Source organism: Micromonospora phaseoli (assembly GCF_900109115.1).
GTDB classification, from domain to species: Bacteria; Actinomycetota; Actinomycetes; order Mycobacteriales; family Micromonosporaceae; genus Micromonospora; species Micromonospora phaseoli.
Map to the genome: position 1 here is coordinate 112452 of NZ_FNYV01000003.1, position 12244 is coordinate 124695.

13 protein-coding genes are annotated in these 12244 nt (G+C 72.0%); 5 read left to right on the forward strand and 8 right to left on the reverse strand.

All coding sequences use genetic code 11. From position 1 onward, the window contains the following. Nucleotides 1-33: 33 nt before the first annotated feature. The gene (locus BMY89_RS08795; protein WP_092379150.1) at nucleotides 34-372 is read right to left on the reverse strand and encodes a hypothetical protein; all 339 of its coding nucleotides are present in this window, start codon (nucleotides 370-372) and stop codon (nucleotides 34-36) included. Between the two features lie 243 nt (nucleotides 373-615). Between BMY89_RS08795 and BMY89_RS08800 the strand changes: the two genes are divergently transcribed. Together BMY89_RS08800 and BMY89_RS08805 are read left to right on the forward strand one after the other, a co-directional pair. Beyond that, nucleotides 616-1416 (forward strand): helix-turn-helix domain-containing protein, encoded by an 801-nt coding sequence (locus BMY89_RS08800; RefSeq protein WP_092377825.1) that lies wholly within the window; start codon nucleotides 616-618, stop codon nucleotides 1414-1416. Continuing rightward, nucleotides 1407-1589, forward strand: coding sequence for a DUF397 domain-containing protein (locus BMY89_RS08805; RefSeq protein WP_092377828.1), 183 nt, complete (start codon nucleotides 1407-1409; stop codon nucleotides 1587-1589). The genes BMY89_RS08800 and BMY89_RS08805 overlap by 10 nt, the downstream gene beginning before the upstream one ends. A gap of 107 nt (nucleotides 1590-1696) precedes the next feature. Here the strand turns inward: BMY89_RS08805 and BMY89_RS08810 are convergent, their stop codons facing one another. From BMY89_RS08810 to BMY89_RS08830, 5 genes are all read right to left on the reverse strand, one after another. Continuing rightward, on the reverse strand, nucleotides 1697-2506 hold the full coding sequence (locus BMY89_RS08810) for an alpha/beta hydrolase (RefSeq protein WP_092377832.1): 810 nt from the start codon (nucleotides 2504-2506) through the stop codon (nucleotides 1697-1699). A gap of 104 nt (nucleotides 2507-2610) precedes the next feature. Continuing rightward, the gene (locus tag BMY89_RS08815) at nucleotides 2611-2937 is read right to left on the reverse strand and encodes a hypothetical protein (RefSeq protein WP_092377836.1); all 327 of its coding nucleotides are present in this window, start codon (nucleotides 2935-2937) and stop codon (nucleotides 2611-2613) included. Between the two features lie 34 nt (nucleotides 2938-2971). Further along, a complete protein-coding gene (locus tag BMY89_RS08820) occupies nucleotides 2972-4756 on the reverse strand; it encodes a 3-hydroxyacyl-CoA dehydrogenase family protein (protein ID WP_092377839.1) in 1785 nt (594 codons plus the stop codon). Nucleotides 4757-4887: 131 nt separating this feature from the next. Further along, nucleotides 4888-5952: an alpha/beta fold hydrolase gene (locus tag BMY89_RS08825; protein ID WP_372433339.1), complete on the reverse strand. Its 1065-nt coding sequence runs from the start codon at nucleotides 5950-5952 to the stop codon at nucleotides 4888-4890. 92 nt (nucleotides 5953-6044) lie between these two features. After that, entirely contained in the window at nucleotides 6045-6509 is a 465-nt protein-coding gene (locus BMY89_RS08830; protein ID WP_092377841.1) for an FHA domain-containing protein, read from the reverse strand. 218 nt (nucleotides 6510-6727) lie between these two features. Between BMY89_RS08830 and BMY89_RS08835 the strand changes: the two genes are divergently transcribed. After that, a complete protein-coding gene (locus BMY89_RS08835) occupies nucleotides 6728-8227 on the forward strand; it encodes an aldehyde dehydrogenase family protein (RefSeq protein ID WP_092377844.1) in 1500 nt (499 codons plus the stop codon). Here the strand turns inward: BMY89_RS08835 and nucS are convergent. Continuing rightward, nucleotides 8224-8883: an endonuclease NucS gene (nucS, locus tag BMY89_RS08840; protein ID WP_092377847.1), complete on the reverse strand. Its 660-nt coding sequence runs from the start codon at nucleotides 8881-8883 to the stop codon at nucleotides 8224-8226. The two genes, BMY89_RS08835 and nucS, sit on opposite strands and share 4 nt — an antisense overlap. 71 nt (nucleotides 8884-8954) lie before the next feature. Here nucS and BMY89_RS08845 point away from each other — a divergent pair, with 71 nt between their 5' ends. Together BMY89_RS08845 and BMY89_RS08850 are read left to right on the forward strand one after the other, a co-directional pair. Next, the gene (locus BMY89_RS08845; RefSeq protein WP_092379156.1) at nucleotides 8955-9575 is read left to right on the forward strand and encodes a DUF4126 domain-containing protein; all 621 of its coding nucleotides are present in this window, start codon (nucleotides 8955-8957) and stop codon (nucleotides 9573-9575) included. Between the two features lie 84 nt (nucleotides 9576-9659). Beyond that, a complete protein-coding gene (locus BMY89_RS08850) occupies nucleotides 9660-9959 on the forward strand; it encodes a DUF1540 domain-containing protein (RefSeq protein WP_092377850.1) in 300 nt (99 codons plus the stop codon). A 139-nt stretch (nucleotides 9960-10098) separates the two neighbouring features. Here the strand turns inward: BMY89_RS08850 and BMY89_RS08855 are convergent, their stop codons facing one another. Continuing rightward, on the reverse strand, nucleotides 10099-12105 hold the full coding sequence (locus tag BMY89_RS08855; protein ID WP_092377853.1) for a protein meaA: 2007 nt from the start codon (nucleotides 12103-12105) through the stop codon (nucleotides 10099-10101). Nucleotides 12106-12244 lie beyond the last annotated feature (139 nt).

Consider the following 12244-nt stretch of genomic DNA (forward strand, 5'->3'; position numbering starts at 1 on the left):
TGCGGGCGACACGTGCAGCCGGGCTGCCGACGATCACGGCAGCTGGCTGCGGTCGGCGCGACGGCGCGGCGTGCTCCACCCGAGGAACCGGCCGAAGATCACCTTCGGCTCCGGGCCGTCGTGCGGGTTGAGCCGGTAGAGGTCGCGCATGGCCTCGCACATCAGGCCGGCGAGGTAGACCGACAGACCGGTCAGGTTGCGCGCGTACTCCGCCCGTAGCAACAGCCGGGCCGGCGCGCACGGCCACGGCTGCCCACAGGCCCGGCAGCACCAGATCGGCCGCAGCGGCGTGTGCGGGGCCCGGGCGCCGGGCGGATCGGGACGCTGCGGGTGCGGGCCGTGTCCCGGGGTGGGTAGCCGCTTCACACGCACGTCGACCTCCACAGAAAGCCTCGGGTGGGGAGGGGCCGCCCCGGCACGGGGGAAGGGCGGGGCGGCCCCGGAGGCAGAACCCGCCCCAGCCCTGCATGGCGTGGAGCGGATCCGCATGCGTGACAGTCTGCTCATGGCGGGACTACGCTCGGAAGGCATCGAGGCTGGTCGTGGCGTCTCTGCGCAGCCGCCGCGCCGCCTGCGAATGCCGAGTGATTCTCGACCGGTGACTGTGGAGGCGTTGTGGAAGAGTCGACGGCGGACCTGATCCGGGCGCAGCTGCGCCGGCTGCGCAGCGCCGCTGGTCTCAACCAGGAGGAGTTCGGCAAGCTGGTGCACTACTCGGCGTCGATGGTCTCCGCCGTCGAGACCGGCACCCGGCCGTACGATCGGCCGTTGCTCGCCCGCGCCGACGAGGTGCTGGCCTCCGGCGGGCTGCTGGTGTCGCTGCTGCGGATCGCCGAGCGGGAGGGCCAGCCGTCCTGGTTCCTGCCCTGGCTGGACGCCGAACGCCTGGCCCGGCAGCTCCGGGTCTTCCAGCCCACGCTGATCCCGGCGCTGCTCCAGACCGAGGGCTACGCCCGCGCGGTGATCCGCTGCGACGACCTGCTCAGCGACGAGGAGGTGGAGCGGCGGGTCGCGGCCCGGCTGGACCGGCAGGCGATCCTCGCCCAGCCCGACCCGCCGCAGCTCATCGCGGTCGTCGACGAGGCGGTGCTGCACCGCCGGGACGAGCGTTTCCGGGCGCTCATGGTGCACCAGGTCGAGCACCTGATCGCCTGCGCCGAGCGGCCGAACGTCAGCATCCACGTCATCCCGCTCAGCGTCGGCCTGCACATCGGCCTGTCCGGGCCGTTCTCGCTGGCCCGGGGCGCGGACGGGGGCTGGGTGGCGATCATGGAGAACCAGTTGACCGCCTCGCCGACCGATGGCGAGGCGGATCTGGCTACGCTGTCGGCGCGCTGGGAGACGGTGCGCAACGAGGCCCTGTCCCGCCAGCAGTCCGTCGAACTCCTCAAGGAAGTGGTGAAGTCATGGCCCTGACCGGCGCGATCTGGCGCACCGCCACCCGCAGCGGGAACACCGACTGCGTCGAGGTGGCCGACAACCTGCCCGGCGTGGTCGCGGTCCGCGACAGCAAGGACCGGCCGGGCCCGGTGCTCACGTTCACCCCGCAGACCTGGCGCACCTTCGTCACCCGACTCAAGCAGAGCTGATCCGCCGCACCCGCTCGGGGCCGGCCCGTCCACGCCGTCAGCTCGACAGCGCCCGCACACCACCACACCGACCCAGCCGCCCACGCCGGCGGCAGGGCGGCGCGGGCTCACTCGGCGCGGCGCTGCGGTGGACCCGACACCGGAGTGTCGGCGAACGCGGCGACGGTTCGGTCGGCGTACGCGCTGGCGTCGCCGGTCTCCATCGGGCCGTCCCAGGTGGTCGACAACGGCACCGGCACCGCCGGGTTGACCCGCCGGACCACCTCGTCCAGCACGGTCTCGGCGTCACCGACCCACAGATGCTTCGCCCCGGGCACCCCGACCACCTCGGCCTGCGGCACCACCGCGAAGCGCTCCCGGGCCTGCTCCGGGCGCAGGTAGTCGTCGAACTCCGGCACCAGCGCGGTCACCGGCCTGCCGGACTCGGCCCACTGGGCCAGGTCGGCGGCGCCGGAGTAGCGCAGCGGCGGGGAGAGCAGGATCGCACCGGTCACCGACGGGTCGCAGCCGTAGCGCAGCACCAGGTCGGTGCCGAACGACCAGCCGAGCAGCCAGACGTTCGGCAGTTCGTGGAACTCGGCGTACTCGATGGCGGCGGCCACGTCGTAGCGCTCACCGACCGCCGAGTCGAAGCTGCCCTCGCTGGTGCCGCGCACGCTGCTGGTGCCCCGGGTGTTGAAGCGGAGCACCGCCAGGTCGGCGAGCGCGGGCAGTCGCCAGGCCGCCTTGCGGAGCACGTGGCTGTCCATCATCCCGCCGTGGGTGGGCAGCGGATGCAGGCAGACCAGGGTGCCCGCCGGCTCCCGGTCCACCGGGCGGGCCAGTTCGCCGACCAGCCGCAGGCCGTCGGCGGTGTGCAGCTCGATCTCCTCCCGGTGCCCGGGCAGGATCGAGGACGCACGGATCGGTGTACTCACCCGCCCATTCTCCCGCGCCCCGTTTAGATGTAAGGAAGGGCCCCCTATTAACGCCTGCGGTAGAGCAGGGGCCCCCTATTAACAAACTGTGCCGCCGAGCGGCCTCAGCCGTGGCGGTGTGCACCACGCCCGCGCTGGATCGCCGGCAACCGCCGTTCGCGGGCCTGCCAGCAGCCGCTGTGCCAGTGCCGCCGGTCGGTGAGGTCACCCCGGCCGTCCGCCGGCCAGGCCACGACGTGCGCCACGCCGGGCCGGATCTCCTGGTCGCAGCCGGGACACCGGTACATCTTGGCGGACGCCCCGCCACTGATCCCGCGTACCTGCCAGTCGCCGTCACGCCACTGCTGGACGGAGGCGACACCGTGCCGCGCTCGCTCGGCGTCCAGCCGGTCGGCGTCGTCACGACGGGGACGGTTACGACGAGGACTCACGTCGTCAGCCTACGGGCGCACCAACGACCACAGCTCAGCGGCGGGTGTGGTCGCGGAAGCCACGGCCGGCCTTGCGGCCCAGGTAGCCGGCGGTGACCAGGTGCTCCAGCAGCGGCGCCGGGGCGAAGCCCGGTTCGCGCAGTTCCAGGTACAGCTCCCGCTGGATGGCCAGCGACACGTCCAGGCCGACGACGTCGAGCAGCTCGAACGGGCCCATCGGGTAGCCGCAGCCGAGCTTCATCGCGTGGTCGATGTCGTCGGCCGTGGAGTAGCTGGCCTCCAGCATGCGTACCGCGTCGTTTAGGTACGGGAACAGCAGCGCGTTGACGATGAAACCGGACCGGTCACCGCAGACCACCCCGGTCTTGCCGAGGGTGGCACAGACCGCGCGGGCGGTGGCGATGGTCTCCGCCGAGGTGCGGATCGTCTGCACGATCTCCACCAGCGCCATGACCGGTGCGGGATTGAAGAAGTGCAGCCCCACCACGTCGGCCGGGCGCTGGGTGGCCATCGCCACCTCGATCACCGGCAGCGAGGAGGTGGTGGTGGCCAGTACCACGCCGGGCTTGCAGATCTCGTCCAGGCTGGCGAAGAGCGCCTTCTTGACGCTCAACTCCTCGACCACCGCCTCGACCACCAGGTCGACGTCGGCCAGGTGCTCCAGCGTCGCCGACCAGTTGATCCGGCCGAGCGCGGCGTCCCGGTCGGTCTCGCTGAGCCTGCCCCGGACCACGCCCTTGTTGAGCGAGGTCTTGACGGTCTCGAACACTGCCGCGGACTTCTCGGCTCCCCGGGTCACCGAGACGACCTCGTAGCCGGCCGTGGCGAAGACCTCGATGATCCCGACGGCCATCGTTCCGGAGCCCACGACGCCGATCTTGGTCGCGGTCGCGGGGGCCGGTGCGGGCCCCGCCGGGGCCGGGGTCTGCTCGTCCGGTACGACCTTCGGCGAGCCCGGCCGCTCGTAGGTGTAGAAGCCCCGGCCGGATTTCCGCCCGAGCAGACCCGCCGTCACCATCTGCTTGAGCAGCGGCACCGGGGCGTGGCGGCGGTCCCGGCCACCGCGCCGGTACATGGTGTCCAGGATCTCGTACGCGGTGTCCAGGCCGATCAGGTCCATCAGCGCGAGCGGGCCCATCGGCAGCCCACAGCCCAGCTTCATCGCGGCGTCGATGTCCTCCCGGGTGGCGTACCGGGACTCGAACATGTCGACCGCGTGGTTGAGGTATCCGAAGAGCAGCGCATTGGCGATGAAACCGGCCCGGTCGCTGATCGTCACGTCGACCTTGCCGAGCCGCTTGCAGAGGGCCTCCACGTCCGCCACCACGTCGGCGGAGGTGACCACCGTACGGACGACCTCGACCAGCTTCATCACCGGCGCGGGGTTGAAGAAGTGGATGCCGATGACCTGGTTGGGGCGGGCGGTGGCCACGGAGATCTCGGTGACGCTCAGCGACGAGGTGTTGGTGGCGAGGATGGCCTCGGCCTTGCAGACCCGGTCCAGTTCGGCGAAGATCCGCTGCTTGAGGTCGAGGTGCTCGGGTACCGCCTCGATCACCAGGTCCACCGAGTGCAGCGCGTCCAGCCCGACCTGGAAGTCGACGCGGGCCAGCAGGGCGTCCCGGTCGGCCTCGGCGAGCTTGCCCTTGGCGACCGCCCGGTCGGTCGAGCCGGTCAGGTTGGCCCGACCACGTTCCAGGGCGGCGTCGGAGATCTCCACGGCGACCACGTCGACACCGTTGCGGGCGAACACCTCGACGATGCCGGCACCCATGGTGCCCAGACCCACCACACCCACGCTGGTGAACTCGCGCGCCACGACCCGGCCTCCCCTGTCCGCTTCCGCACGGCCGGACATGAACGGCCGCTAAGGTTATGCGCGCGAGTCTGCCATGTGACGCACCGTTGTCGAGACGCCGTGGGATAACTCACCGGTCATACCCGCGGCCGTCACGCCGCATCGACGCCGGCGAGGGCGAGCAGTTCCGCGACGAACTCCGCCGGCCGCTCCAGGTGCGGGCTGTGCCCGCAGCCGGCCAGCGTGACCTCCCGGTAGCTGCCACCGGCGGCGGTGTACCGGTCGAGCACCGCGCGGGTCTGCCCGACCATCGGCTGCGGCGGGCACTCGTCCGGCCCGGGCCAGCCGGGCACCACGCCCAGCGCGCCGAGCTGGGCCAGGTCGAACAGGGACGTGTCGGAGACGATCACGTCGTGGTCGCCACGGATCCAGAGCACCGGCGGTTTCGCGGGTACGGCGATCAGCTGCTCGGCGATCCGGAAGTGGGCGAGTGCGTTGAGCACGCCTCGCCGGCCCGGCGCGGTACCCGGCCAGTTCGGCGACTCCACCGCGTCTCCGGGGTAGTTGTCCGGGCCGGTCGCGGTGGAGAGGACGCTGTCCAGCAGCAACTCCTCGTCGTCGCCGAGGCAGGCCGGGTCCGCCACGTACGCGGAGCGCAGGACGCTGCGGGGGCTGGTCCGTGCCTCGGCGCTGCGGTCACCGGCCGCCAGCCGCGCGACGAAGTCGCTGCTCGCCGTACCGGCGCCGGTCCCGGCGAAGTCCGGCGTGGTCGGGCCGCCGGCCAGGTCGCGGGTGCCACCGAAGCCGTACGGCGACACCGGCGCCGCGAGCAGCAGCCCGGCCAGCCGGTCGGGGTGGTCCACCAGCAGCCGCATCGCCACTCCCCCGCCGAGCGAGTGGCCGACCACCACGGGCCGGGCACCTTCGGCGAACAGGGACGGCTCGTCGAGCAGGGCGGCCACGTCGTCGGCGAAATCGGTCAGCCCCCGGCTGCCGTCCACCGGCGCGGTCTGCGTACCGCCGTAGCCGCGCAGGTCCGGCGCGACCACCCGCAGCGTCGCCGGCAGCCGCCGCACCAGCGGCTCCCAGAAGGCGGCCGACGAGCAGTTGCCGTGCACCAGCAGCACCGGCACTCCGTCAGCGGGTCCGGCGACCCGGACGGCCTGCTTGATTCCGTTCGCGGTCACGACGTGCTGCTCGGCCCTCATCCGCGGCATGGTGCCACGATCGATCCGGCCGGTCCAGGTGGCCGACCCCCACATACCGCGCCCGACGATGGCGGCCGACACCGTCAGCGGCGGCGGCACCGTCAGCGGCGGGCAGCGCCCACGGCTGACGGGTCCGGCACGCCGGGCTGCCCGGGTACCACCGGCGTCGCGACCGCGACGCGCAGTGGCATGGTCGGCCGCCGCTCCTGGCGCGGCAGTCCGAAGCTGAGGCCCACCGGGTCGGTCCGGGCCAACCCCGGATCGAAGAACCTCAGCTCGGTACGGCCGATCCGGATCACGTCGCCGTCGCTGAGCCGGGCCACGCCGGTGATCCGGAGATCGTTCACCCAGGTGCCGTTCGTGGAGGCGAGGTCGACCAGGGACACGCCTTCACCGGCCAGCCAGATCTCGGCGTGCCGGCGGCTCAGGTGCGGGTCGTGCACGACGACGTCGACCGACGGGTCGCGGCCGATCACCTGTGGCCGCGCAAGCAGCCGGAAACTCAGCCCTCGCATCGGCCCAGCAGCCACCGTCAGCAGCGGCATCAGTTGCGGATGTTCATCCATGGGCAGTCCTACCTCCACCCCGCGCGGCCACCCCCGGGTCAGCCTGTCATCACCGGGCGGCCGTCTCCACCGCCAGCCGGCCGTCTCTTGGTGACCGGGCGGGCACCTTCTGAGCGAACCTTGCGGAGGCCACATCCGGAAACCGCCCGACGGTGGATCGGGTTCGCCCCGGTTCAGCACCCCTACCAGTGAGTAATTCTCGGGTCTAGACTTCCGCCATGACGGCTGTGCGGCTCCCTGGCACCCCGGTGATCGAGGACGACCACCTGATCTCGACCAGCCCGGCGACGGGCGACGAAGCGGGTCGCGTCCCGATCGCCACCACGGTGGACATCGAGCGCGCCGTCGAGCGGGCCCGAGCAGCCGGTCAGTGGTGGGCGGCGCTCGGCTTCACCGGGCGGCGGGAGCGGCTGCTGCGTTGGCGCGGCCTGCTGGCGCAGCGGATGGAGCAGTTGGCGGCGCTGATCCACGCGGAGAGCGGCAAGCCGGTCGCCGACGCCCTCGTCGAGATCGTGACCGCCGTGGAACACGTCGACTGGGCGGCCCGCAACGCCCGGCGGGTGCTGGGCCCCCGTCGGGTCCGCTCCCGGCTCATCCTGGCGGAGTTCTCGGCCCACCTGGAGTACCAGCCACACGGGGTGGTCGGCGTCATCGGGCCCTGGAACTATCCCGTCTTCACCCCCATCGGCTCCGTCGCGTACGCGCTGGCGGCCGGCAACGCGGTGGTCTTCAAGCCCAGCGAGTACACCCCGGTCGTCGGCCAGTGGCTGGTCGACAGCTTCGCCGAGGTGGTACCCGAACAGCCCGTCTTCACCGCCGTGCACGGCCTCGGCGAGGTCGGCGCGGCGCTCTGCCGAGCCGGCGTCGACAAGGTCGCCTTCACCGGATCGACGGCCACCGCGAAGCGGGTGATGGCGGCCTGCGCCGAGTCGCTCACGCCGGTGCTGCTGGAGGCCGGCGGCAAGGACGCCATGATCGTGGACACTGACGCCGACCTGGACGCCGCCGCCGAGGCGTGCGTCTGGGGCGCGATGACCAACGCCGGGCAGACCTGCATCGGCATCGAGCGGGCGTACGCCGTGGAGCCGATCTTCGACGCCTTCGTCGACAAGGTCGTCGAGCGCGCCGGCCGCCTCACCGTCGGCCCCGACGACGCCGACATCGGCCCGATCACCATGCCCAGTCAGCTCGACGTCATCCGGCGGCACATCGAGGACGCGCTGGCACGCGGCGGCCGGGCCGCCCTCGGCGGGCCGGACGCGGTGCGGCCCCCGTACGCCCACCCGACCGTGCTGGTGGAGGTGCCGGAGGAGTCTGTCGCGGTACGCGAGGAGACCTTCGGACCCACCCTGACCATCAACCGGGTCCGCGACGCCGACGAGGCCCTGACCCGGGCCAACGCCCTGCCGTACGGGCTGGGTGGTTCGGTCTTCGGTCAGCGGCGCGCGGTCGCGATCGCCCGGCGGCTACGCTCCGGCATGGCCTCGGTCAACTCGACCCTCACCTTCGCCGGCATGTCCACCCTGCCGTTCGGCGGGGTCGGCGAGTCGGGCTTCGGCCGCATCCACGGCGAGGACGGGCTACGCGAGTTCGCCCGGGCCAAGTCGGTCACCCGGCGCCGGGCCCGTTCGCTGCTGCCCTCGACCACGTTCGAACGCACCCCGGCCGACGTCGCCCGCCTGGTCAAGACGATCAAGATGCTGTACGGCAGGAGCTAGAAGAGGGTCAGCTCGTCTCGCTCGATGCCGCGCAGCCGGTTGTAGTCCACCGCCACGCAGCGGATTCCCCGGTCCGTGGCGAGCACCCGGGCCTGCGGCTTGATCTCCTGGGCGGCGAAGACACCGGCGACCGGGGCGAGCAGCGGATCCCGGTTGAGCAGTTCGAGATAGCGGGTGAGCTGCTCCACGCCGTCGATCTCGCCACGACGCTTCACCTCGACGGCGACCGTGCCCTGGTTGGCGTCCCGGCAGAGCAGGTCGACCGGGCCGATGGCGGTCATGTACTCGCGGCGGATCAGGGTGTACCCGTCGCCCAACGTCTCCGGGTTGGCCGCCAGCAACTCCTGCAGGTGCGCCTCGACGCCGTCCTTGCGCAGCCCCGGGTCGACCCCCAGGTCGTACGAGGTGTCCTGGAAGATCTCCTCCAGGGTGATCCGCAACTCCTCGCCGGCCTTGTTGACCACCCGCCAGACGCCGGGTGCCTCCTCCAGCCGGCACGGCGGACTCATCCAGTTCAGGGGCTTGTAGGCCCGGTCGTCGGCGTGGATGGAGACCGACCCGTCCGCCTTCACCATCAACAGCCGGGTCGCCGGCGGCAGGTGGGCCGAGAGCCGTCCGACGTAGTCCACCGAGCATTTCGCAATGACCAACCGCACCCGAGCAGGGTAGCGGAGTCACCGGGCAGCGCCACCGAGCGCCACTGGCGTGCCGGTGCGATGCTGGGATGGTGCTCGAAGTGCTCACCGGTACCGGCCTCGCCGCCTCGGCGGGGTTGAACGCCTACATCCCGCTGCTCATCACGGGTGCGCTGGCCCGCTACACCAGCGTCATCGACCTGCCCGGCGGCTGGCAGTGGCTCGGCAACGAATGGGTGCTGGGCATCCTCGCGGTACTGCTCGCCGTCGAGTTCGTCGCGGACAAGGTGCCGGTGGTGGACCACGTCAACGACCTGGTGCAGACGGTGGTCCGGCCGACCGCCGGCGGCCTCGCCTTCGGCGCCGGCTCGGCCTCGGAGACCGTGACGGTGAACGACCCGGACAGCTTCTTCGCCAGTGGCGGGCAGTGGCTGCCGGTGCTGGTCGGGGTGCTCATCGCACTGGGCGTACATCTGCTCAAGTCGACCGCCCGGCCGGTCATCAACGCCGCCACCGCCGGCATCGGCGCACCGGTGGCGAGCACCGCCGAGGACGCCACCAGCGTGGTCATGTCGCTCGTGGCGATCATCCTGCCGGTGCTGATGCTGGTGTTCCTGGTCGGGTTCGCGCTCTTCCTGCCCTGGCTGCTACGCCGCCGGGCGGATCGACGCCGGGAGCGACAGGCCGCGCGCGAGGCGGGCTTCCGCGTCTGACGCCCGTGTACCTGCTTGACCGAACCGTCCCCGCCACCTGCCCAGAAGCCTAAAATTGGGGCAATCAGCGTAGGAGGTTGGGTCATGACCGCAGCAATGGAGATGCCCCGCGTTCAGGAATGCGTGGTCGCCGCCTGCGCGTACAACCACACCGGCGACTGCCACGCCTTCGCCATCACCATCGGCAGCCTGGACCACGCCCACTGCCACACCTTCATCGAGATGCCCGCCGTCCGCGCCGGCGTCGACGGGCAGATCGCCCAGGTGGGGGCGTGTCAGCGCGCCGACTGCCGGCACAACGAGCAGTTGGAGTGCCAGGCGCCGTCGATCCGGGTCGGCCCGGACGCCGACATGGCCGACTGCATGACGTACACCCAGCGCTGACACCCGTCCGCCGCCCGCCGCCCGCCGCCCACGGTCCGCCGCCCGCCGCCCGCCGCCCGCCGCCCGCCGCGACGTCGATCGGCTCGGGTGTTAACAGGGGCCCCCTGCTATACCTGAGGCGTTAATAGGGGGCCCTTCCTTACATCAGGTCGTTGGACTCGCGGATGACGGTGACCAACTCGTCGATGATGCCGGTGAGCGCGAAGTCCTTCGGCGTGAACACCCGCGCCACGCCCGCCGTGCGCAGCACGGCGGCGTCCTCGGCCGGGATGATGCCGCCGACCACCACCGGCAGGTCCGGCCGGCCGGCGGCCCGCAGGCCGTCCAGCACCGCGGGCACCGCCGCCAGGTGCGAGCCGGAGAGCACGGAGAGCCCGACCAGGTCCACGTCCTCCTCCACGGCGGCGGCCACGATCTGCGCGGCGGTGAGCCGGATGCCCTGGTAGACCACCTCGAAGCCGGCGTCCCGGGCGCGTACCGCGATCTGTTCGGCGCCGTTGGAGTGACCGTCCAGGCCGGGCTTGCCGACCAGCAGTCGGAGCCGTCCACTGCCCAGCTCGGCCGCGGTGGCGGTGACCCGGGCACGGACCTCGGCCAGGCCCTCGTCCCCGCCGGCGGCGGCACCGCCGGCCAGTCCGGTCGGCGCCCGGTACTCGCCGAAGACCTGGCGCAGGGCACCCGCCCACTCGCCGGTGGTCACCCCGGCACGGACGCACTCCTGGGTGGCGGCCATCAGGTTCGTCGTGGTCGCGGCGTCCGCCCGGAGCCGGGCCAGTGCCGCGTCCACGGCGGTCGGATCCCGGTCGGCCCGCCACCGGCGTACGGCGTCCGATGCGGCTGCCTCGACCGCCGGGTCGACCTGTTCGACCGCCTCGGCACCGGCGACGGTCAGCGGCGACGGCTCGGTCTCGGTGAACCGGTTGACGCCGATGACCACGTCGCTACCGGCCTCCATCCGGCGTCGCCGCTGCGCCAGCGAGGCGACCAGGGCGCTCTTGAGGTAGCCGGTCTCCACCGCGGCGACCACGCCGCCGAGCTCCAGCACCTTCGCCAACTCGACCCGCGCACCGGCGACGATCTCGTCGACCAGCGCGGTCATCACGTGCGAGCCGGCGAAGATGTCCGGGTACTCCAGCAGGTCCGACTCGTACGCGAGCACCTGCTGCATGCGAAGTGACCACTGCTGGTCCCACGGGCGGGGCAGGCCGAGCGCCTCGTTCCAGGCGGGCAGCTGCACCGCCCGGGCCCGCGCGTCCCGGGAGAAGGTGACGCCGAGCATCTCCAGCACGATGCGCTGCACGTTGTTCTCCGGCTGGGCCTCGGTCAGGCCGAGGGAGTTGACCTGCACGCCGTACCGGAAGCGGCGCTGCCGTGGATCCTGCACGCCGTACCGCTCGCGGGTGATCTCGTCCCAGAGCGCACCGAAGGCGCGCATCTTGGCGATCTCCTCGACGAAGCGCACACCGGCGTTGACGAAGAACGAGATCCGCTGCACCACGTCGCCCATCCGCTGCGCCGGCACCTGGCCGGCGTCCCGGACCTCGTCGAGCACCGCGACCGCGGTGGCCAGCGCGAAGCCGACCTCCTGCACCGGCGTGGCGCCGGCCTCCTGGAGGTGGTACGAGCAGATGTTGACCGGGTTCCACCGGGGCATCTCGGCCAGCGTGTACGCGATCACGTCGGCGGTCAGCCGCAGGGAGGCGGCCGGCGGGAAGATGTACGTCCCCCGGGAGAGGTACTCCTTGATGATGTCGTTCTGCGTGGTGCCCGCGCACCGGGCGAGTTCGGCGCCCTGCTCGGTGGCGACCGCGCCGTAGAGGCCGAGCAGCCACATGGCCGGTGCGTTGATCGTCATCGAGGTGTTCATCTCGGCCAGCGGTATGCCGTCGAAGAGGGTCCGCACGTCGCCCACGTGCGACACCGGGACGCCGACCCGGCCGACCTCGCCGGTGGCCAGCTCGTGGTCTGGGTCGTAGCCGGTCTGGGTGGGCAGGTCGAAGGCGACCGAGAGGCCGGTCTGCCCCTTCGCCAGGTTGCGGCGGAAGAGCGCATTGGTCGCGGCGGCCGACGAGTGCCCCGCGTACGTCCGCATCACCCAGGGGCGGTCGCGCTCCGGCAGCCGGCCCTGGAGTGGCTTCTCGTCCATGGCCGGAGTTTAAGTTACCGTTCAGTAGATCGGGCTGTGCGAAACCACACAACCCGATGGAGGTGACGCCCGGGTACGGAACGCCCTCGATGGTGGCGACCACCACCCCCGGTGCGTACGGCTGCCGACCGGGGGCCGC

Bases quoted from the DNA above. Each gene is read 5' to 3' on its own strand.
- BMY89_RS08805 (WP_092377828.1), top strand. From the start codon at position 1,407: ATGGCCCTGACCGGCGCGATCTGGCGCACCGCCACCCGCAGCGGGAAC.
- BMY89_RS08825 (WP_372433339.1), bottom strand. From the start codon at position 5,952: ATGCCGCGGATGAGGGCCGAGCAGCACGTCGTGACCGCGAACGGAATC.
- BMY89_RS08830 (WP_092377841.1), bottom strand. From the start codon at position 6,509: ATGGATGAACATCCGCAACTGATGCCGCTGCTGACGGTGGCTGCTGGG.
- BMY89_RS08835 (WP_092377844.1), top strand. From the start codon at position 6,728: ATGACGGCTGTGCGGCTCCCTGGCACCCCGGTGATCGAGGACGACCAC.
- BMY89_RS08850 (WP_092377850.1), top strand. From the start codon at position 9,660: ATGACCGCAGCAATGGAGATGCCCCGCGTTCAGGAATGCGTGGTCGCC.
- BMY89_RS08855 (WP_092377853.1), bottom strand. From the start codon at position 12,105: ATGGACGAGAAGCCACTCCAGGGCCGGCTGCCGGAGCGCGACCGCCCC.